The sequence below is a fragment of the Rhodovarius crocodyli genome (genome assembly GCF_004005855.1).
GTDB lineage: Bacteria > Pseudomonadota > Alphaproteobacteria > Acetobacterales > Acetobacteraceae > Rhodovarius > Rhodovarius crocodyli.
This window is the reverse complement of record NZ_SACL01000002.1, coordinates 297,037-316,793: the sequence shown is the minus strand read 5'-3', so window position 1 is coordinate 316,793 and position 19,757 is coordinate 297,037. Positions and strand designations below refer to the sequence as shown.

At 69.6% G+C, this 19,757-nt stretch carries 18 protein-coding genes; 13 read left to right on the top strand and 5 right to left on the bottom strand.

All coding sequences use genetic code 11. The features are described from left to right. Positions 1 to 42: 42 nt before the first annotated feature. The gene (locus tag EOD42_RS07475) at positions 43 to 432 is read left to right on the top strand and encodes a RidA family protein (protein WP_127786880.1); all 390 of its coding nucleotides are present in this window, start codon (positions 43 to 45) and stop codon (positions 430 to 432) included. Here EOD42_RS07475 and ispD read toward each other — a convergent pair whose 3' ends face one another. Beyond that, positions 433 to 1,572 (bottom strand): 2-C-methyl-D-erythritol 4-phosphate cytidylyltransferase, encoded by a 1,140-nt coding sequence (gene ispD, locus EOD42_RS07470; protein ID WP_127786879.1) that lies wholly within the window; start codon positions 1,570 to 1,572, stop codon positions 433 to 435. It lies immediately after the preceding gene. Positions 1,573 to 1,774: 202 nt separating this feature from the next. On the opposite strand from ispD, the gene dusB reads away from it, so the two are divergent. The 10 genes from dusB to EOD42_RS07420 all read left to right on the top strand — a co-directional run bounded on the left by dusB (position 1,775) and on the right by EOD42_RS07420 (position 13,467). After that, a complete protein-coding gene (dusB, locus tag EOD42_RS07465; protein ID WP_127786878.1) occupies positions 1,775 to 2,830 on the top strand; it encodes a tRNA dihydrouridine synthase DusB in 1,056 nt (351 codons plus the stop codon). Further along, positions 2,827 to 4,008 (top strand): two-component system sensor histidine kinase NtrB, encoded by a 1,182-nt coding sequence (locus EOD42_RS07460; protein WP_127786877.1) that lies wholly within the window; start codon positions 2,827 to 2,829, stop codon positions 4,006 to 4,008. Before dusB ends, EOD42_RS07460 begins: the two co-directional genes overlap by 4 nt. Continuing rightward, positions 4,005 to 5,456 carry a nitrogen regulation protein NR(I) gene (ntrC, locus tag EOD42_RS07455; RefSeq protein ID WP_127786876.1) on the top strand — a complete coding sequence of 484 codons (1,452 nt, stop codon included), beginning with the start codon at positions 4,005 to 4,007 and terminating at the stop codon, positions 5,454 to 5,456. Before EOD42_RS07460 ends, ntrC begins: the two co-directional genes overlap by 4 nt. Next, a complete protein-coding gene (locus EOD42_RS07450) occupies positions 5,456 to 7,732 on the top strand; it encodes a sensor histidine kinase NtrY-like (protein WP_127786875.1) in 2,277 nt (758 codons plus the stop codon). The genes ntrC and EOD42_RS07450 overlap by 1 nt, the downstream gene beginning before the upstream one ends. Positions 7,733 to 7,761: 29 nt before the next feature. Continuing rightward, positions 7,762 to 9,147 carry a nitrogen assimilation response regulator NtrX gene (gene ntrX / locus EOD42_RS07445; protein ID WP_127786874.1) on the top strand — a complete coding sequence of 462 codons (1,386 nt, stop codon included), beginning with the start codon at positions 7,762 to 7,764 and terminating at the stop codon, positions 9,145 to 9,147. 1 nt (position 9,148) lies between these two features. Further along, positions 9,149 to 9,796: an HAD family hydrolase gene (locus tag EOD42_RS07440; RefSeq protein WP_240655042.1), complete on the top strand. Its 648-nt coding sequence runs from the start codon at positions 9,149 to 9,151 to the stop codon at positions 9,794 to 9,796. A 120-nt stretch (positions 9,797 to 9,916) separates the two neighbouring features. Beyond that, complete coding sequence (gene hfq, locus EOD42_RS07435; protein ID WP_240655040.1) at positions 9,917 to 10,270, top strand: RNA chaperone Hfq; 354 nt, start codon at positions 9,917 to 9,919, stop codon at positions 10,268 to 10,270. Between the two features lie 43 nt (positions 10,271 to 10,313). Then, entirely contained in the window at positions 10,314 to 11,600 is a 1,287-nt protein-coding gene (hflX, locus tag EOD42_RS07430) for a GTPase HflX (RefSeq protein ID WP_127786872.1), read from the top strand. After that, positions 11,597 to 12,421, top strand: coding sequence for an inositol monophosphatase family protein (locus tag EOD42_RS07425; RefSeq protein ID WP_240655038.1), 825 nt, complete (start codon positions 11,597 to 11,599; stop codon positions 12,419 to 12,421). The genes hflX and EOD42_RS07425 overlap by 4 nt, the downstream gene beginning before the upstream one ends. Beyond that, positions 12,418 to 13,467, top strand: a complete 1,050-nt coding sequence (locus EOD42_RS07420) for a DUF2252 family protein (RefSeq protein WP_206020286.1) — start codon at positions 12,418 to 12,420, stop codon at positions 13,465 to 13,467. The genes EOD42_RS07425 and EOD42_RS07420 overlap by 4 nt, the downstream gene beginning before the upstream one ends. A gap of 105 nt (positions 13,468 to 13,572) precedes the next feature. On the opposite strand, the gene EOD42_RS07415 is transcribed toward EOD42_RS07420, so the two are convergent. Beyond that, positions 13,573 to 14,748, bottom strand: a complete 1,176-nt coding sequence (locus EOD42_RS07415; protein ID WP_127786871.1) for an acetyl-CoA C-acetyltransferase — start codon at positions 14,746 to 14,748, stop codon at positions 13,573 to 13,575. Positions 14,749 to 14,934: 186 nt separating this feature from the next. On the opposite strand from EOD42_RS07415, the gene EOD42_RS07410 reads away from it, so the two are divergent. Further along, positions 14,935 to 15,525, top strand: coding sequence for a DUF4347 domain-containing protein (locus EOD42_RS07410; protein WP_127786870.1), 591 nt, complete (start codon positions 14,935 to 14,937; stop codon positions 15,523 to 15,525). A gap of 45 nt (positions 15,526 to 15,570) precedes the next feature. Here the strand turns inward: EOD42_RS07410 and EOD42_RS07405 are convergent, their stop codons facing one another. Next, positions 15,571 to 16,782 carry an alpha/beta fold hydrolase gene (locus EOD42_RS07405; protein ID WP_206020285.1) on the bottom strand — a complete coding sequence of 404 codons (1,212 nt, stop codon included), beginning with the start codon at positions 16,780 to 16,782 and terminating at the stop codon, positions 15,571 to 15,573. Between the two features lie 400 nt (positions 16,783 to 17,182). Here EOD42_RS07405 and phaR point away from each other — a divergent pair, with 400 nt between their 5' ends. Then, on the top strand, positions 17,183 to 17,731 hold the full coding sequence (gene phaR / locus EOD42_RS07400) for a polyhydroxyalkanoate synthesis repressor PhaR (protein ID WP_127786868.1): 549 nt from the start codon (positions 17,183 to 17,185) through the stop codon (positions 17,729 to 17,731). Positions 17,732 to 17,773: 42 nt separating this feature from the next. Here phaR and EOD42_RS07395 read toward each other — a convergent pair whose 3' ends face one another. Next, on the bottom strand, positions 17,774 to 18,568 hold the full coding sequence (locus tag EOD42_RS07395; RefSeq protein WP_127786867.1) for a class II aldolase/adducin family protein: 795 nt from the start codon (positions 18,566 to 18,568) through the stop codon (positions 17,774 to 17,776). A gap of 203 nt (positions 18,569 to 18,771) precedes the next feature. After that, the gene (locus EOD42_RS07390) at positions 18,772 to 19,650 is read right to left on the bottom strand and encodes an MBL fold metallo-hydrolase (protein WP_127786866.1); all 879 of its coding nucleotides are present in this window, start codon (positions 19,648 to 19,650) and stop codon (positions 18,772 to 18,774) included. Positions 19,651 to 19,757 lie beyond the last annotated feature (107 nt).

Below are 19,757 nucleotides of genomic sequence, written 5' to 3'. Positions count from 1 at the left end.
GCAGTTTGCAGCGCCGCACGCCCGGCGTGTAGCGTGCCGGGCATGGAAAAAATCACGCGCTATGCCACGCCTGCCGATGCCAGGCCCTTTCCGCCCTTTTCAATGGCAGTCGCCCACGGCAACACGCTGTATGTCTCGGGCCTGGCGCCGCTGGACACGGCGGGCAACATCGCTGCCGGCGATTTCGCCGCGCAGTTCGCCCAGGTGATCGCGAACCTGAAGCTGGTGCTGGCCGATGCCGGCACCGACATGACGCGCATCCTGAAGGTGAATGTGCTGCTGACCCGCGCGGGCGACGTGGCGGAGATGAACCGCCTGTATCGCGCGGCCTTCCCGGCCGAGGCTCTGCCGGCGCGCACCACCTCGGTGGTGGTGGCGCTGCCGGTGCCGGAATTCCTGCTGGAAATCGAATGCGTGGCGGCGGTGGGGTAGCTACTCCGCGACCAGCACGCTGACCGCCGCCTGGCAGGCGATGCCTTCCTCGCGGCCGGTGAAGCCCAGGCGCTCGCTGGTCGTGGCCTTCACGCCGATGCGGCCGATCTCAACACCCAGCAGCTCCGCCAGGCGGGCGCGCATGGTCTCGACATGCGGGCGGATCTTCGGGCGCTCGCAGATCAGCGTGACGTCGGCGTTGATCAGCCGCCCGCCGCGCGCCTTGATGCGCTGGGCCGCGTGGATCAGGAACTGGGCGCTGTCCGCGTCCTTCCACTTCATTTCGCTGGGCGGGAAATGGGCGCCGATGTCGCCCTCGCCCAGCGCGCCGTAGATCGCGTCGCACAGGGCATGGATGCCCACATCGGCATCCGAATGGCCGTCCAGCCCCAGCGTGTGGGGCACGGTGATGCCGCACAGGACCAGCGGACGGTTCGGCACCAGCCGGTGCACGTCATAACCGGTGCCGACGCGCGGCAGCAGAAGCGGGGAAGCGATGGTCACGCGCGTGAGATCCTCGGGCCAGGTGATCTTGATGTTGCTCTCGGCGCCGGGCACCAGCGCCACGGCCAGGCCGATGCGTTCCAGCAGCTCGGCGTCGTCGGTGCCCTCATCGCCGCCGGCATGGGCGGCCTGCAGGGCGGAAAGGCGGAAGGCCTGCGGGGTCTGGGCGCGGAACAGGCCGGCGCGGGGCACGGTGGCCGCGATCATGCCGTCCTCCCCACGCTTCAGCGTATCGGAGACAGGCTGGGCCGGAATGGCGCCCGGGTGGCTTTCCAGCGCCGCCAGCAGATTGCGCACGGTGCCCGCCGGGACCACGGGGCGGGCGGCATCATGCACCAGCACCACATCGGGCGCGCGCGCGGCCACCGCCGCGAGCCCGGCGCGGACCGACTCGGCCCTGGTGGCGCCGCCCGGCACGGGCGGCAGGGTGGGCAGCCCTTCCAGCATCGCGGCCACGCGGGCTTCGTCGCCCGCCGGCACCACGGGCTGGATCGCGGCCACGAATCCCTCGGCCAGCAGGGCCTCGGCCGCGTGGCGCAGCACGGGCCGGCCCGCCAGGGGCAGGTATTGCTTGGGTTCCGGCGCGCCGAAGCGCGTTCCCTGCCCGCCCGCCATCAACAGTGCGACTACATCCATGGCGCCCCGCATAGCCCAAACCGACGCCATGCGGTATAGCGGGGCGCACAGGCCGGGCATTGCGCCCAACCCCGCGTGAGACCGCGGTTTTCCGCCGATAATTCAGGCGCGCTCTTTCAGCATATTGCCCAATTTGCGCGCACTTGATATGGATGCCCACATGTTGTGCAGCGAAACGCCCCCCGAAGCGCCTGCAGGTAAGATGTCAGCGCCAGCAAATCCGCCGTTTTCCGCGCGTTCGCCCGCGCCGCTGAAGCCGATCGCGCTCGCGCCGGGCGTCACGATCGACACGCCGGTGATCCTCGCGCCGATGTCCGGCGTGACCGACCTGCCCTTCCGCCGCATCGCGCGTGAGCTCGGCACCGGCCTCGTCGTCTCCGAGATGATCGCCAGCCAGGCCATGGTGCGGGAGAACCGCGCCACGCTGATGATGGCCGAGGTTGAGGGCCACGGTGCGCCTTCCTCCGTCCAGCTGGCCGGCTGCGAGCCCGAGGTGATGGCCGAGGCCGCCAAGCTGGTCGCCGACCGCGGTGCCGCCATCGTCGACATCAATTTCGGCTGCCCGGTGAAGAAGGTCGCGATCGGCCAGATGGCCGGCTCCGCCCTGATGCGGGATGAGATCAAGGCCGCCCGCATCCTGGAAGCGACGGTGAAGGCCGTCTCGGTGCCCGTCACGCTCAAGATGCGCATGGGCTGGGACCACAACAGCCTGAACGCGCCGACGCTGGCGCGCATCGCGCAGGAATGCGGCATCAAGCTGATCACGGTGCATGGCCGCACCCGCCAGCAGCTCTATACCGGCACCGCCAACTGGGACTTCATCGCCAGCGTGAAGGCCGCCGTCAGCCTGCCCGTCATCGCGAACGGCGACATCGTGACGGTGGAGAACGCGGCCGAGGCGCTGGCACGCTCGGGGGCCGATGGGGTGATGATCGGGCGCGGCTGCTATGGCCGGCCCTGGTTCCCGCGCCAGGTGGCCCATTACCTCGCGACCGGGGAAATCATCCCCGACCCGTCGCTGGCCGAGCAATACGCGATCATGCTGGCGCATTACCGCGCCATGCTGGCGCAATACGGCGTGGTGGGCGGCGTGCGCATGGCCCGCAAGCATCTGGCCTGGTATTCCAAGGGCCTGCCCGGCAGCGCCGAGTTCCGCTCCGCCATCAACACGGTGGATGACCCCGCCCAGGCAGAGGCCATGATGGAACGCTTCTACCGACCGCTGATCGAAACCCCGGCCGAGAGGCTCGCGGCATGAGCGGCCGGCTCGCCAGCCTCGCCCGCAAGGTGCTGCCCGGCAAAGGGGGCAGCATCCCCGAAAACCCCGACCTGCCGCCGCCCGATGCCGCGGCCATCCTCTCTGCCCTGCCCATGGCGACCGTGGTGCTGGATGGAGAGGACCGCTTCCGCTTCGTGAACCACGCGGCGGAACAGTTCTTCCAGCTTTCGGCCGCGAACCTGACGGGCATGGCGCTGTCCGATTTCCTGCCGAACGACACGCGGCTGTTCGCGGTCATCCGGCAGGTGCGGCTGCAGGATGCCCCCGTGGCGGACCATGAGCTGGTGCTGGAAAGCCCCCGCCTGCACCGCACCGGCATTTCCGCCACTGCGGCCCCCTTCGCGGACATGCAGGGTGCGGTGGTGCTGACCCTGACCGACGGCAGCAAGGCGCAGATGCTGGACCGCCAGCTGAACTTCATGGGGGCGGCGCGCGGCGCCACCGCCATGGCCTCGATGCTCGCACATGAGATTAAGAACCCGCTCTCGGGCATAAGGGGCGCGGCGCAGCTGCTGGAGCAATCCGCCAGCGAGGAAGACCGCGAGCTGACCACGCTGATCCAGGAGGAAACCGACCGGATCCGCAACCTGATCGACCGGATGGACATGTTCTCCGACCGGCCGATCGAGCGCACGGCGGTGAACCCGCACCGCGTGCTGGACCATGTGAAGCGCATCGCGCAGTCGGGCTTCGCGGCGCATCTGCGCTTCATCGAGGAATACGACCCCTCCCTGCCCCCGGTCTGGGGCAACCGCGACATGCTGATCCAGATCCTGCTGAACCTGGTGAAGAACGCGGCCGAGGCGGTCTCCACCGGCGGGCACAGCGGCGCGGTGGGTGAGATCCACCTGATCACGGCCTATCACCACGGGCTGCGCATCGCGGTGCCGGGCACCCAGGAACGGGTGCACCTGCCGCTGCAGATCATCGTGCGCGACAACGGCCCCGGCATTCCCGAGCATCTGCGTTCCAGCCTGTTCGAGCCCTTCATCACCACCAAGCGCGGCGGCCAGGGCCTCGGCCTCGCGCTCGTGGCCAAGCTGGTGGCCAACCATGGGGGGCTCATCGAATGCGACAGCCGCCCGGGCCGCACCTCCTTCCGCCTGTCCCTGCCCGTGCCTCCCCCGGGCGAAATCCCTGCCGGTGACGTTGAATGAACGATACGACCTCGCGATCCATCCTGATCGCGGATGACGACCGCGCCATCCGCACCGTGCTGTCCCAGGCGCTGTCGCGCGCTGGCTATGCGGTGCGCGCCACCTCCTCGGCCAGCACGCTGTGGCGCTGGGTGGAGGATGGCGAGGGCGACCTGGTCATCACCGATGTGGTGATGCCGGACGAGAACGGCCTGGACCTGCTGCCCCGCATCAAGCGCGTGCGCCCCGAGCTGCGCGTGCTGGTGATGAGCGCGCAATCCACCTTCACCACCGCGGTGAAGGCGGCCCAGCGCGGCGCCTTCGAATACCTGCCCAAGCCCTTCGACCTGAAGGAGCTGCTGGGCGTGGTGGAACGCGCCCTGGCCAAGCCCGCCGAGGCGGTGGAGGAAGAAGCCACCGACGGCGCCATGCCCGAGAAGCTGCCGCTGATCGGGCGCAGCCCGGCCATGCAGGAGATCTACCGCACCGTCGCCCGCCTCACGACCACCGACCTGACGGTGATGATCACGGGCGAGAGCGGCACCGGCAAGGAGCTGGTGGCGCGCGCCCTGCACGATTACGGCAAGCGCCGGCAGGGGCCGTTCGTGGCCATCAACATGGCCGCCATCCCGCGTGAGCTCATCGAATCCGAGCTGTTCGGCCATGAGCGCGGCGCCTTCACCGGCGCGCTGACGCGCGGCGTGGGCCGTTTCGAGCAGGCGGCCGGCGGCACGCTGTTCCTGGACGAGATCGGCGACATGCCGCCCGAGGCCCAGACCCGCCTGCTGCGCGTGCTGCAGGAAGGCGAGTTCACCACCGTCGGCGGCCGCACGCCCATCAAGGCCAATGTGCGCATCGTGGCCGCCACCCACCGCGACCTGCGCGCCTCCATCCGCGGCGGGCTGTTCCGCGAGGATCTGTTCTACCGCCTGAACGTGGTGCCCATCCGCCTGCCGCCCCTGCGGGAGCGCGTGGAGGACATCCCCCTGCTGGCCAAGCACTTCCTGGAGCGCGCCAAGGCCTCCGGCCTGCCGCTGAAGCAGCTGACGCCGGGCGCGATCGAGCGCCTGAAGCGCCATGGCTGGCCCGGCAATGCGCGCGAGCTGGAAAACCTGATGCGGCGCCTCGCGGCCCTCTATCCGCAGGAATCGCTGGACGACGCCCAGGTGGCCGCGGAGCTGGCCGAGGCCGAGGTGGCGCCCGATGGCGCCCCCCGCAGCCAGGAGACGCTGGAACAGGCCGTCGAGCGCCACCTGAAGGCCTTCGTCGCCGCCCATAAGGACGGCGTGCCGGTGCGCGACCTGCATGAGCGCGTGATGGCCGAGGTGGAGCGCCCGCTGCTGCGGCTCGCGCTGTCCGCCACGCGGGGCAACCAGATCAAGGCGGCCTCCATGCTCGGGCTGAACCGCAACACGCTGCGCAAGAAGCTGCGTGAGCTGGACCTGCCCGTGGTGCGCGGCATCAGCTGATGGCGAACGCCCCGGCCTCGGCGACCGGGGCTGGGGGCACTCGCCCCCGGCGCCCCTTGCTGCGCCGGATCACCGACATACTGCTGGGCAAGTTCGTCACGCTCAGCCTGGCGCTGGGCGCGCTGGCCATGGGCATCGGCACCTTCGTGGTGCTGGCCGATGGCAGCCCCTTCGGCGGCGGCACGCGGCCGGGCATGGTCGTGGCGCTGGCCTTCGGCAATCTGGCGCTGATCCTGCTGCTGTTCGTGGCGCTGTCGGGGCGGCTGGTGCGCATGTGGGCGGACCGCAGGCGCGGCTATGCCGGCTCCCGCCTGCACACGCGGCTGGTGCTGCTGTTCGCGGGTGTGGCGGTGGTGCCGTCCATGCTGATGGCGGGCTTCGCCGCGCTGTTCTTCAACCTGGGCATCGAGAGCTGGTTCAGCGACCGCGTGCGCACCGCGCTCGAAGCCTCGCTCGCCGCCTCCCGCGCCTATCTGGCCGAGCACCAGCAGAACATCCGCGCCGACGCCTTCGCGATGGCCAATGACCTGAACCGCGCCGTGGTGCTGCTGCCCGACCAGTCCCTGACCTTCGCGCGCGTGCTGGCCAACCAGGCCGGCGTGCGCGGCCTGACGGAGGCCGTGGTGTTCGAGCCGGTGCTGGGCCGCGTGATCGCCCATGCCGGCATCTCCACCTCCTTCCTGCTCGACCCCCCGCCCCCCTGGGCGGTGGAGGATGCGCAGCGCGGCGAGGTGGCGGTGCTGACGGGCGACGAGAACGACCGCGCCCGCGCGCTGGTGGCCCTCACCCCCTCCACCGGCCTGCTGCTGATGATCGGCCGGCCGGTGGACCCGCAGGTGATCGAGCACATGCGCCGCACGGAAAGTGCCGTGGAAGCGTACCAGAACCTCGACCGCAACCGTGAAGGGCTGCAGATCACCTTCGTGATGATCTTCGCCATCGCGGCGCTGCTGGTGCTGCTGGCCGCGATCCTGATCGGCCTGGTGCTGGCCAACCAGCTGGCGCGCCCGATCGGCAAGCTGATCCATGCTGCGGAGCGCGTGCGCTCGGGTGATCTGTCGGTGCGGGTCGAGGAAGGCACCAGCGAGGATGAGGTGCAGACCCTGTCCCGCGCCTTCAACCGCATGACCAACCAGCTGGCCGCCCAGCGCAATGAGCTGATGGAAGCCTATCGCCAGAACGATGAGCGCCGGCGCTTCACCGAGGGCGTGCTGGGCGGTGTCTCGGCCGGTGTGATCGGGCTGGATGCCGATGGTTCCATCCACCTGCCCAACCGCCGCGCGAGCGAGTTGCTGGGCATCGACCTGGACCCCATGGCCGGCCGCCCCCTGCCCGAGGTCCTGCCCGAATTCGCCGACCTGTTCGCCGCCGCCCTGCGCGGCCGCGGCACCGCCACCGCCGAGATCCGCATCGGCGCGCCGGGCGAACGCCGCACCCTGCTCGCCCGTATCTCCCCGGAAACCGAGGAGGAGGGGGCGACGGGCGGCTATGTGCTGACCTTCGACGACATCACCGCCCTGCTGACCGCCCAGCGCCAGGCCGCCTGGGCCGATGTGGCCCGCCGCATCGCGCATGAGATCAAGAACCCGCTCACGCCCATCCAGCTCTCGGCGGAACGGCTGAAGCGCCGCTACCTCAAGCAGATCCATGAGGACCCCGAGACCTTCACCCAGTGCACCGACACCATCGTGCGCCAGGTGGGCGATATCGGGCGCATGGTCGATGAGTTCTCGGCCTTCGCGCGCATGCCCCAGCCCGTGATCCGGCCCGAGCCCCTGCGCCGCATCGCCGAGGAAGCGCTGGTGCTGCAGCGGGAGGCCCACCAGCACATCCGCTACACGCTGACCTCGCCCGAGGAGCCCATCCTGGCCCCCTGCGACCGCCGGCTGATCGGCCAGGCGCTGACCAACCTGCTGACCAATGCAGCGGACGCCATCGCGATGCGCGAGGGGCCGGGGGCCATCGGCGTCGATGTCTCCCGCCAGGGGGAATGGGCGGTGATCGCCATCACGGATGACGGCGTGGGCCTGCCGGGCGGCGAGGAGCGCGACCGGCTGACCGAGCCCTATGTGACGCACAAGGTGAAGGGCACCGGCCTCGGTCTCGCGATCGTGAAGAAGATCATGGAAGACCATGGCGGCCGCCTGGTCATCGAGGACGCCCCCCCCACCGAGGACGGCAGCGGCTGTGGTGCGCGGGTATCACTGGTGTTGCCCTGGCGCGACAGCGGGGATCGTGCCATGGAGGAGACGCCCGGGGCAGATGCCCGGGGATGAGATGCAAAGGGGCGTGAGGGGAAGCTGGGATGGCGCATGACATCCTGATCGTGGACGATGAGCCGGACAACCGCGCGCTGATCCAGGGCATCCTCTCCGATGAGGGCTACGACACGCGTGAGGCAGGCAACAGCGACCAGGCGCTGGCCGCTTTCCATGCCCGGCGCCCGTCCATGGTCATCCTGGACATCTGGCTGCAGGGGTCGAAGCTCGACGGGCTCGGCATCCTGAAGGCCATGGTCAAGGAAGACCCGGAGCTTCCCTGCGTCATGATCTCGGGCCACGGCACCATCGAGACGGCGGTGCAGGCCATCCAGCTTGGCGCCTATGACTTCATCGAGAAGCCCTTCAAGACCGACCGGCTGCTGCTGATCGTCGCCCGCGCGCTGGAGGCCGCGAAGCTGCGGCGCGAGGTGAGCGAGCTGCGCATGCGCGCCGGCGCCGAGAACGAGCTTGTCGGCATCTCGAGCCATGTGGCCCAGCTGAAGCAGGCGGTGGACCGCGTGGCGCCGACGGGTTCGCGCGTGCTGATCTCGGGCCCGGCCGGTGCCGGCAAGGAGGTGGTGGCGCGGATGATCCATTCGCGGTCCCGCCGCAACGATGCCCCCTTCGTCGCGCTGAACTGCGCGACCATGAACCCCGCCCGCATCGAGGAAGAGCTGTTCGGCCTGGAGGCCAGCGCCGACACCCCCCGTCGCCCGGGCCTGCTGGAACGCGCCCATAACGGCACCCTGCTGCTGGACGAGGTGGCGGACATGCCGCTCGAAACCCAGGGCAAGATCGTGCGCGTGCTGCAGGACCAGGGCTTCATGCGCATCGGCGGGTCCTCCCGCATCAATGTCGATGTGCGCGTGCTGGCCACCACCAACCGCGACCTGCAGACCGAGATCCAGGCCGGCCGCTTCCGCGAGGACCTGTTCTATCGCCTGGCAGTGGTGCCCCTGCGCGTGCCCGCCCTGCGGGAACGGCGTGAGGACATCCCTGCCCTGGCGCGCCACTTCATGGCCCGCAGCAGCGAAACCAGCGGCATGCCGGTGCGCGAGATCGGCGATGACGCGATGGCCGCCCTGCAGAGCTATGAATGGCCCGGCAATGTGCGCCAGCTGCGCAACCTGGTGGACTGGCTGCTGATCATGGCCCCCGGCGAGGCCGGCTCCTCCATCCGGTCCGAGATGCTGCCGCCCGAGGTGGGCTCTGCGGCGCCCGCCATGCTGAAGCTCGACCGCAGCAGCGAGATCATGACCCTGCCCCTGCGCGACGCGCGGGAGCTGTTCGAGCGCCAGTACCTGGAAGCCCAGCTGCTGCGCTTCGGCGGCAATATCAGCCGCACCGCCACCTTCGTCGGCATGGAGCGCAGCGCCCTGCACCGCAAGCTGAAGTTCCTGGGCGTGCATGCGGATGAGCGGGGCGCCTGACTTGCGCCCCACAGCTGTCGTCTTCGACTGGGACAACACGCTGGCCGACGGGTGGCTCGCCATCCAGGCCGGGCTGAACGCCGCCTTCCGGCACTTCGCCATGCCCGAATGGACCATGACGGAAGTGCTGGCCAACACCCGCAAATCCATGCGCGAGAGCTTCCCGACCCTGTTCGGGGAACGCTGGGAGGAAGCGCGCGACCATTTCATGCAGGCCGTGCGCGCCGAGCACCTGAAGGTGCTGCGACCGCTGGACGGCACGGCCGCCATGCTGGCCGTGGCGCGGGATGTTGCGCCGCTCGGCGTCGTGTCCAACAAGCAGGGCCCGCTGCTGCGCGCCGAAATCGCGCATCTCGGCTGGGACGACTTCTTCCACAAGGCGCTGGGCGCCGGTGACCTGGCCAGCGACAAGCCCGACCCCGCGCCCATCCATGCCGTGCTGGATGCCTGCGGGGTGCGGCCCGGCCCCGATGCCTGGTATGTGGGCGACACCGCACTGGACATGGTGGCCGCCCGCAACGCGGGAGTGACCGCGGTGCTGCTGGGCGATGCATCCCATGATGGCGGATTGAGCGCCTGCAACCCGGATATGCATTTCGCAGATGCGAAGGCGCTTGCGGAGTATCTCCGCTCGGTCGAAATAGGATGATGCCGGCTTAGGATTTCAGAAGCCGGATGGAGAGCCACGCCCGGAAGCAGCGACCGGACCACGCCATGACCGTGGACCGGTGCCGAGCTTCTTCCGGCAAAAATAAGAAGGGAGGCCGATATGGCCGCCGAAAAATCCCAGAACGTGCAGGACGTGTTCCTGAACCACGTTCGCAAGTCGAAGACCCCCGTGACGGTGTTCCTGATCAACGGCGTGAAGCTGCAGGGCATCATCACCTGGTTCGACAACTTCTCCGTGCTGCTGCGCCGCGACGGGCACACCCAGCTGGTCTATAAGCACGCCATCAGCACCGTGATGCCGGGCGCGCCGATCATGCTGTTCGACCCCGTCGCCGCCGGCCAGGCCGCGCCCGCGCCCGGCGCTGCGACCGGTGCCGAATCCGCGGAGGGCGCGCCCCGGCGCATGACCCTCTCCATAACCCCAAGGGAAACGTCTCCTGGCTCAACCGACTGATACCGGCGCGCCGCCCACCCGGGCGGCCGTCATCCTGCCCTATATGCGCCCGGCGCAGCCGTCCGGCGTGGTGGAGTTCAATCCCGGCGCCGTGCGCGCCGCGGAAGCCCGCCTGGCGGAAGCCGTGGGCCTTGCCGCCTCCATCGGCGTCACCATCGTGCATTCCGCCATCCACCCGGTGCGTGAACGCCGGCCCTCGACCCTGATGGGCGAAGGCCAGGTCGAGGCCGCGCGCCAGGCGATGGAGGACCAGGAGGTGGGCCTCGTGGTGGTGGATGCCGCCCTGACCCCCGTGCAGCAGCGCAACCTGGAACGCGCCTGGGGCACCAAGGTCATCGACCGCACCGGCCTGATCCTGGAGATATTCGGCGAGCGCGCCCGCACCCGCGAAGGCGTGCTGCAGGTCGAACTCGCGCATCTCTCCTATCAGCGCACGCGCCTCGTGCGGTCCTGGACCCACCTGGAGCGCCAGCGCGGCGGCTTCGGCTTCCTCGGCGGCCCTGGCGAATCGCAGCTGGAAATCGACCGCCGGCTGATCGACGAGCGCATCATCCGCCTGAAGAAGGAGCTGGAGCAGGTGCGCCGCACCCGCGGCCTGCACCGCAAGGCGCGGGAGAAGGTGCCGTTCCCGGTCGTGGCCCTCGTCGGCTACACCAACGCCGGCAAGTCCACACTGTTCAACGCGCTGACCGGGGCCGGCGTCTATGCCGAGAACCAGCTGTTCGCGACGCTGGACCCGACCATGCGGCAGATCCGCCTGCCCTCCGGCCGTACCGCCATCCTGTCCGACACGGTGGGCTTCATCAGCGAACTGCCGACGCAGCTCGTCGAGGCCTTCCGCGCGACGCTGGAGGAGGTGGCCGCCGCCGACGTGATCCTGCATGTGCGCGACGCGGCCCACCCCGACAGCGCCGCCCAGCGCGCCGATGTGCTGAAGGTGCTGACGGAGATGTCCGAAGGCCCCGACGCCGCGCTGGACGAGGATTGGCCGAACCGCATCCTGGAGGTGCTGAACAAGGCCGACCTGCTGCCCGGCCGCGATCTGCCGGGCATCGCGGTCTCCGCGCTGAACGAGGAAGGCCTCGACCGGCTGACCGCCGAGATCGACCGCCGGCTGTCCGCCAGCGAGCAGGTGGCGGAATTCCACATCCCCGCCGGGGACGGCGCGCGCATCGCCTGGCTGCACCGCCATGCGGAGGTGCTGTCGACCGAGGCGGAGGAGGATGTGCTGGTGATCCGGGTGCGGATCTCGGAGGCGGCGAAATCCCGCTTCGAGCGCATCCCGCCGGTCGGCGAGGAAACGCTCCCTGGTTCGGCCAACGACCCGTGAGCATCACCCACGCCCAGCAGGCGGATGTCGCGGCGCTGCTGAAGGAGGCAGCGTCGCGGGAGATCATGCCCCGCTTCCGCCAGCTGCTGCCCGCCGACATCCGCGCCAAGTCCGGCCCGCTGGACCTGGTGACCGACGCGGACGAGGGAGCGGAGAAGATCATCGCCGCCGGGCTGGCCCGCATCTTCCCCGGCTGCCTGGTGGTGGGTGAGGAAGGCTGCGCCGCCGATCCCGCGCTGCTGGCCCGGCTGGCCGACGCGCCCCTGGCCTTCGTGGTGGACCCGGTGGACGGCACGGCCAATTTCGCCGCGGGCCTGCCGCTGTTCGGCGTGATGGTCGCCGCCATCCGCCATGGCGAGACCATCGCCAGCTGGATCTATGACCCGATCACCCGCGACATCGCCATGGCGCTGCGCGGTGAGGGCGCCTTCACCGAAACACCCGACGGGCTGCGGCGGGACATGCGGGTGGGCACGGCGCAGCCGCTGTCGCGCACCGTGGGCATGGTCGCCTGGCACTACATGTCGGGTGAGCTGCAGGCCCGGCTGCTGCCGCGCCTCAGCGTGCTGGGCGGCGCGCAGAACCTGCGCTGCTCGGCGCATGAATGGTGGCATGCGGCGGCGGGCAACCTGCAGCTGCTGGTCTATAATCGCCTGATGCCCTGGGACCACGCCCCCGGCTGGCTGCTGCACCGGGAGGCCGGCGGCTATTCCGCGCGCTTCGACGGCAGCGCCTATACCCCGCTGGAAACCTATGGCGGCATCATCGCCACCCCGGACCGCGCAAGCTGGCAAGCCGCCAAGGAAGCGCTGGGGCTGTGAGGATCGCATCCTCGACCGCGCGCTACGAGGAGTGGTTGCGCGGTCGCCTGGGCCCGGACGTCGTCGCGGCGGACCTGGACGCGAAGCACCGCCGGATGCGGGCCGCCCCCTTCGCCTTCCTGCGCGCCACCTATTGGCGCTGGGCGGAGATCATCCCCACGCTCTGCCCGGAGCTGATGGGCGCGCCCCCGGTGCTCGCCGTCGGGGACGTGCATCTGGAGAATTTCGGCACCTGGCGCGACGATGAGGGCCGCCTGGTCTGGGGCGTGAACGACTTCGACGAGGCCGCCGTCATGCCCTGGCCGCTCGACCTCCTGCGGCTGGCCGTGAGCGCCTTGCTGGCGGGCGGCGGGCGGGAGAGCTGCGATGCCATCCTGTCCGGCTTCCTGGACGGCGCGGAGGCACCCTGCCCGATCGTGCTGGAACGGGACTGGAAATGGCTGCGCAAGGCGGTGCTGGTGCCGGAGGAAGACCGCGCCGCCTTCTGGGCGAAGTTCGAGGCGCTGCCCGCCGCCCCTGCCCTGCCCGCGCATGAACAGGCCCTGCTGGCCGTGCTGCCGGCGGGCCATGGCGTGCCTGTCTTCTCGCCCCGCACGGCAGGCACCGGCAGCCTGGGGCGGCCGCGCTTCGTCGCGCGGGCGGATTGGCGTGGCGGGCTGGTCCTGCGGGAATCGAAGGCGCTGGTTCCCTCGGGCTGGAACCTGGCCCAGGCGCCCACAGACGACGCCATCAGCGCCCAGGCCGTGGCCACCGGCCGGTTCCGCGCCCCGGACCCGTATTACCGGCAGATCGGCGCGATCATCACCCGTCGCCTGTCGCCCAACAGCCGCAAGATCGAGGTGAAAGACAGCGCGTCCCAGCTGCTGGAGGCGCGCATGCTGGCCGCCATGGGCCGCGAGATCGCCAATTGCCAGGCCGGCGACGCGGAACGTTGGCCGGGCGTGCGCGAGGAAGCCAAACGCATGGCCAAGGGCTGGCTGCACAAGGCGGCCGAGGCGGCGGCGGAGGCGGTGGTGAAGGAGCAGAAGGAGTTCGCGGCCGGGTAGGTCTCGGGGGCTTTGCCCCCGCGCCGCTACCGAGCAGCGGGCGCCGACTTCCCGGAGGCCCAGGGGGCGATGCCCCCTGGTCGGTCTAGGGCGCGAAGCCCCTTCTCACACCCGCTCCAGGCACATCGCCACGCCCATGCCGCCGCCGATGCACAGCGTGGCCAGGCCCTTCTTCGCGTCGCGGCGCTGCATTTCATACAGCAGCGTGGTCAGCACCCGCGCGCCCGAGGCGCCGATCGGGTGGCCCAGCGCGATGGCGCCGCCGTTCACGTTCACCTTGCTGGTGTCCAGGCCCAGGTCCTTGTTCACCGCGATGGCCTGGGCCGCGAAGGCCTCATTCGCCTCGATCAGGTCGAGGTCGGCCACGGTCCAGCCCGCCTTCTCCAGCGCCTTGCGGCTGGCGGGAATGGGGCCCGTGCCCATGATGGCGGGGTCCACGCCGGCGGTGGCCCAGCTGACGATCCTGGCCAGCGGCGTGATGCCGCGCTTCTTGGCCTCATCCGCGCTCATCACCACCAGGGCGGCGGCGCCGTCATTGATGCCGGAGGCATTGCCGGCCGTCACGGTGCCGTTCTTGTCGAAGGCGGGGCGCAGCTTGGCCAGGGTCTCGATGGTGGTGTCGGGGCGGGGATACTCGTCGGCCTCGACCACCACGTCGCCCTTGCGGGTCTTGATGGTGACGGGGGTGATCTCGTCCTTGAAGCGGCCGGCCTTCTGGGCCTCGCCCGCCTTGCGCTGGCTGTTGGCGGCGAACTCGTCCTGCTCGGCGCGGCTGATCTGGTACTTCTGGGCCACGTTCTCGGCGGTGTTGCCCATGTGATAGCCGTGGAAGGCGTCCCACAGACCGTCCTTCAGCATGGTGTCGGTCAGTTCCAGACCGCCCATCTTGGTGCCGGCGCGCATCTGGGCCGCGTGCGGGGCCTGGGTCATGCTCTCCTGGCCGCCGGCCACCACGATGGTGGCGTCGCCCGCCTGGATCTGCTGGGCCGCGAGGGCCACGGCGCGCAGGCCGGAACCGCAGAGCTGGTTGATGCCGAAGGCGGTGGCCTCATGCGGGATGCCCGCATGCACCGCGGCCTGGCGGGCCGGATTCTGGCCTTCGCCCGCGGCCAGGATCTGGCCGAGGATAACCTCGTCCACCTCACTGGCGGCGACGCCGGCGCGGGTCAGCGCGGCCTCGATCGCCGCCTGGCCCAGCGTGTGGGCCGGCAGGCTGGCAAAGGCGCCGTTGAAGCTGCCCACGGGCGTGCGGGCGGCGGAAGCGATCACGATATCGGTCATGGGGGGCGTCTCCCTTCTCTGGTGCCTAGTCTGCTCTGGGGCGGGCGCGCCGTCCAGCACACCGGTTCTCATCCGAATTGAGGTAGGGCCGGCCGGTCGGGGATCAACTCCGCTTGAGGACCGCGAATCTTCTTTGTTCGGCCGGGAAGGCGCGTGAAGCATCCGCCGTCCAAAAGGAAAACATCCATGGCCACGATGGTGATCCACGACCGGCGACTGACCGGCGACACGCCCGCCTGGTACAGTTTCGTCATGCAGGTGAACAATCAAACCGGCATCCGCCACATCACCGAGACTGTGGCCCGGCGCGCGCGGCAGAAGCGCAAGCTGACCAAGCTGCATATCCTGTGCCACGGCTACGAGAACAACTGGGACCTGGGCAGCGGCATGTGCGTGCCCGCCGCCCATGGCGGCTTCGGCCTGCAGCTGGGGCGGGAGGGGCTGAACCTGTTCAACTATGGCCTGACCAGCACCTGGAAGGGGCTGGTGGACGAGATCGTGCTGTTCGCCTGCGCGCCCGCCGATACCTATGCCGGCAATGTCGGCACCTGGGGCGACGGGAAACGCTTCTGCGGCTACCTGGCGCTGACCACCGGCGCCAAGGTGATCGCGGCGCGCGACACGCAGATCTATCACTACGGCGGCGGCGGCCCGATCGATTTCGGCGCCTGGGAAGGCCCGGTCTATGAGTATTCGGATGCGAACCCGGAGGGCACGCGCATCCTGGACCCGTCGCGCTATCATGTGCATGGCAGCAGGCAGGCAGCGGCGGCCTAGGGCCGATCGACCGTCAGGCTAAGGTCGCGCCTGAGCGGGCGGCAGTCAAAGCCCCCGCACCCAGTCCAGGAAGGGCCGCCACAGGGCGCGTTCCGCGCCCTCGCCGGCCACCATGCCGATATGGCCCGAGGCCGCGCGATGAAGGGTGGCGCCCGGCATCGCGGCGAGCGGTGCGGAGGACGCCGGCGGCACGATGCGGTCGCGCTCCGGGATCGCGACGAAGGCCGGGCCCGCCCAGGATTGCGGCCGCACCGGCAGGCCCGCGAGCAGCCATTCGCCGCGCGCGGTGTCGTTGCGCCCATACCAGCCGCCCAGGGTCTCCCGCGCGACGGGTGCCGGCAGCGGGATGCCGTCGTTCAGCCAGTCCTCCAGCGCGACGAAGCGGCGCGCGCGGGCGCTGTCAGGGTCCAGCCGGGCGAAGGCGCGGTATTTCTGCGCGACGCCGAAGGGCTCCAGCGCCGCGAACAGCACCTGCAGCGCATCCACCGGCAGCGCGCCCATGGTCTCCATCACCGGCTCGAAGCCCGGCAGCAGGCTGGCAAGCGCACGGGCGCGCACCGGGTCCTCCGCGTGGAAATCCCAGGGGGTGGCGAGCAATGCGAGGGCACGCACGCGGTCCGGCCGGCGCAATGCGGCGCCGAGCGCCAGCAGCCCGCCCATGCAGTATCCGGCCAGCACCACGGGCTGGGGCATGGCCGTGATCGCGCGTTCCAGCCGGCCGGCCACCACGTCGGTCAGGGTGAAGCGGCGCTCCGCGGGGCCCGGCCAGCCCCAGTCCAGCAGCAGCGGCCGCAGCCCCTGCCCGGCCAGGAAGCGCAGCATGCTGGCGCCCTCATCCAGGTCCAGCACATGGGCGCGGTTCACCAGGCTCGGCACGAACAGCACGGGCGTTCCGGTACCGCCAAAATCCAGGATGCGGGCAGCACCTTCGGCCCAGATGGCCGGCGGGTCGGCCAGGGTGCGGGCATGCGGGTGACGGCGATAGGCCGCGATGCCCTTGAGCAACGCGCGGTCCTGTTCCAGCAGCTTGCCGAATACCGCGGCCTGGAAGGCCTCAGGGCTTGCGCCGAGTTCCGCGAGGCGGCTTGCGATCTCCGCCCGCTTCTCCCGCCCCGCCCTCGATCTCGGCCAGGCGGCGTTCGAGGGCAGCGAGGCGGTCAGCCATGTCGTTCCCTGGGCGGGCTGCATCGCCGCCATCGCGCGCATCATGCTGCCCATCAGGTGCAGGCTGAGCGGGCGCGGGCCGCGGCGCAGCATCGGGCCCGGGGGCGGGTTGCCCGGCGCCCGGAAAGCCTGGGTTGAAACCGGGGGGGAAGCCGGGCCAAAGCCCTGCCCATGCGGCGGCATCAGGCCGGAACCCCTTCGCACTCTGGGCGCGCCAGAACGCCGCCGCCAGCGAAACGCTGGCCGCCCAGGCCTCCGCCAGCTCGGGATCGGTCGCCAGCGCCGCCAGTTCGCTCTGCCACAACGTGATCCAATCCTCGGCGAGGCTGTCGAGATCGGGGGGGAAAGTCATCCATGCCTGTGTAATCGGGGTCAGAGGGCCTTATAGCGCGGCTTTCGGGGCATGACACGAACCCCGTCGCGTGTGCTAGCCTGCACGCAGCAACGAATTGGGGGGATGAGGCAACACATGGCACAAGGCAAGGCTGCTTCCATGGCTGATACGGGCAAGGACACTCCCACCCCCCCTGTGGTGGTGAAGAAATACGCGAATCGTCGCCTCTACAACACCGAGAGCAGCAGCTACGTCACGCTTGAGGACCTGGCGCTGATGATCCGCCAGGGCCGTGATTTCGTGGTCTATGACGCGAAATCCGGGGAGGACATCACGCGGTCCGTCCTCACGCAGATCATCGTCGAGGAAGAGGCGAAGGGAACCTCCCTCCTGCCCGAGCCCTTCCTGCGCCAGCTGATCCAGTTCTACGGCGACCAGATGGGCGGGCTGGTGCCGCGCTATCTGGAGGCGGCCATGGGTGCCTTCACCGGCCAGCAGGACCAGTGGCGCCAGCAGATGCAGAGCGCCATGGGCGGCTTCAACCCCTTCGACATCACCGAGATCAGCCGCAACAACATGGCGATGATCGAGCGCGCCATGGGGATGTTCAACCCGTTCGCCGGCGTGACCGGCGCGCGCTCCGAGGTGGATGAGCTGAAGGCCGAGGTGGCGCGGCTGAAGGCCGAGCTGGCCAAGAAGGGCGGCTGAACGAAAAAGGGCCCGGTCGATGCCGGGCCCCTGTTGTCTCTCTCAGGTATCGTAGCCGGGGTTCTGCCGGTCCAGCTTGCGCAGCAGGCCGGGCCATTCCATCACGCCGAAGGGCCGGCGGGTCTTGGGCTGGTAGTTGTTCCAGGTCTGCTCCAGCACGTGTTCCGGCACCTTGTTCAGCGGCGTGTTGCAGGCCATCGCCGCCAGCTGCGCGAAGCAGCTCTTCTCCAGCCGGTGCAGCCAGTTGAAGGCCTCGCCCACCGTGGCGCCCGTGACCAGCAGGCCGTGGTTCTTCAGGATCATGCTGTTCGCCGTGCCCAGGTCACGCACCAGGCGCTCCTGCTCGGACATGTCCAGCACCACGCCGTTGAAGTCGTGATACGCGATCTTGAGGAAGCGCATCGCCGTCTGGGTCAGCGGCAGCAGGCCGCATTCCAGCGAGGAGATCGCCATGCCCGGCCAGGTATGGGTGTGGATGACGCAGTTCGCGTCCTCACGCGCCGTATGGATCGCGGAGTGGATGACGAAGCCCGCGCGGTTGATGCCGAAATCGAAATCGCCGTAGTCGGGCTTGGCCAGTACATTGCCGTGCTCGTCGATCTTGATCAGCGAGGAGGCGGTGATCTCCTCATACTGCATGCCGTACGGGTTGATGAGGAAGTTGTGCCCCTCGCCCGGGATGCGCATGGAGATGTGGTTCGCCCCCATGTCGTCCATGCCGTACATCGCGACCAGGCGATAGGCGGCGGCGGTGTCCACGCGGCACTGCCATTCGGCGGGGCTGACCTTGTCCCGCATCGAGGAGATGCGGAGTTCCTTGCGGCTGCTTTCGAGCATGGGACGTTTCCTTGTGACCTGTCGGGCGAGAATGGTCCCGGGGTGCCTGTACGGTCAAGTTGGTTCCGGCCCCGAGGGCGTCGCCCCCGATCCCCTGCCGGAACCGTGGCGGCCCTGCCCCCCCGGGGAGTGGGCGCCGAACTTCCATCAGGGCGGTCAGGGGCGGTGCCCCTGACCGGGGACAACGCCCCTGGAACGCGCCGTCAATCGTTGACGAATGCCCAGCGGAAGCCATCCGCCGTGTGCTTCAGCCGCCCCGCCGTCGGCGCCGGGAAGTGGATGGGCAGGATGGTCGCGGGCGTATCCGCCGTATCGCGGAAGATCTTCAGCCGCGATTCCGCCGCCGCCAGCGGGTCGTGGCAGAAGATGGTGGACCAGCTCGGCTCGTTCACCTGCAGCTGGTGGTGCATCAGGTCGCCCGTGATGACCGCGCGCTGCCCCTTGGAGGAGATGTTCACGCAGCAGTGGCAGGCCGAATGGCCCGGCGTCGGGATCAGCGTGATGGTGTCGTCCAGCGAGTAGTCGTCATCCACCAGCAGCGCCTGGCCGGCCGCCACGATGGGCTCGCAGTTCATGTGGAACACTTCGGGCTTATGGGTGCCGCTGTCGCCGAGCTTCGCCTGGGCTTCCCAGAATTCGTATTCCTTCTTGTGGAACACGTATTTGGCGTTGGGGAAGGTCGGCACCCATTTGCCGTCGCGCAGCACGGTGTTCCAGCCGCAATGGTCGATGTGCAGGTGGGTGCAGAACACATAGTCCACATCCTCCACCGTCAGCCCCTCGGCCTTCAGCCCGTCCAGCCAGGGCTGCTTCGGGAAATCCATCGGCGCCGGATAGCCCTTGTCCTCGCCGGTGCAGGTGTCCACCAGGATGACGTGGTGCGGGGTGCGCAGCACGAAGCTCTGGTAGGTGATGACCATCTTGTTGGTCGAAGCCTCCCAGGTGCGGGGGTCCATCTGCGGCAGCAGGGCGTTCACGGCGCCCGGGGGCGCGCCGGGGAACATGGTCTCGGCCACGCGCCAGGGGCCGTCGCGCTCGATGATGGAGGTGATGGACACGTCGCCGACCTGAAGGCGCTTCATTGGATGTTCTCCCGTTGGTGGGGGGAGCTTGGCGCGAGGCGGGGGGCGCGTGAAGCCCCGAACACCCAAACTGGCTTCAATCCAGTGGAACAATATAATCTTCTTTT

Bases quoted from the DNA above. Each gene is read 5' to 3' on its own strand.
- EOD42_RS07475 (WP_127786880.1), top strand. From the start codon at position 43: ATGGAAAAAATCACGCGCTATGCCACGCCTGCCGATGCCAGGCCCTTT.
- ispD (WP_127786879.1), bottom strand. From the start codon at position 1,572: ATGGATGTAGTCGCACTGTTGATGGCGGGCGGGCAGGGAACGCGCTTC.
- dusB (WP_127786878.1), top strand. From the start codon at position 1,775: ATGTCAGCGCCAGCAAATCCGCCGTTTTCCGCGCGTTCGCCCGCGCCG.
- EOD42_RS07460 (WP_127786877.1), top strand. From the start codon at position 2,827: ATGAGCGGCCGGCTCGCCAGCCTCGCCCGCAAGGTGCTGCCCGGCAAA.
- ntrC (WP_127786876.1), top strand. From the start codon at position 4,005: ATGAACGATACGACCTCGCGATCCATCCTGATCGCGGATGACGACCGC.
- EOD42_RS07450 (WP_127786875.1), top strand. From the start codon at position 5,456: ATGGCGAACGCCCCGGCCTCGGCGACCGGGGCTGGGGGCACTCGCCCC.
- ntrX (WP_127786874.1), top strand. From the start codon at position 7,762: ATGGCGCATGACATCCTGATCGTGGACGATGAGCCGGACAACCGCGCG.
- hfq (WP_240655040.1), top strand. From the start codon at position 9,917: ATGGCCGCCGAAAAATCCCAGAACGTGCAGGACGTGTTCCTGAACCAC.
- hflX (WP_127786872.1), top strand. From the start codon at position 10,314: ATGCGCCCGGCGCAGCCGTCCGGCGTGGTGGAGTTCAATCCCGGCGCC.
- EOD42_RS07415 (WP_127786871.1), bottom strand. From the start codon at position 14,748: ATGACCGATATCGTGATCGCTTCCGCCGCCCGCACGCCCGTGGGCAGC.
- EOD42_RS07410 (WP_127786870.1), top strand. From the start codon at position 14,935: ATGGCCACGATGGTGATCCACGACCGGCGACTGACCGGCGACACGCCC.
- EOD42_RS07405 (WP_206020285.1), bottom strand. From the start codon at position 16,782: ATGCTGCGCCGCGGCCCGCGCCCGCTCAGCCTGCACCTGATGGGCAGC.
- phaR (WP_127786868.1), top strand. From the start codon at position 17,183: ATGGCTGATACGGGCAAGGACACTCCCACCCCCCCTGTGGTGGTGAAG.
- EOD42_RS07395 (WP_127786867.1), bottom strand. From the start codon at position 18,568: ATGCTCGAAAGCAGCCGCAAGGAACTCCGCATCTCCTCGATGCGGGAC.
- EOD42_RS07390 (WP_127786866.1), bottom strand. From the start codon at position 19,650: ATGAAGCGCCTTCAGGTCGGCGACGTGTCCATCACCTCCATCATCGAG.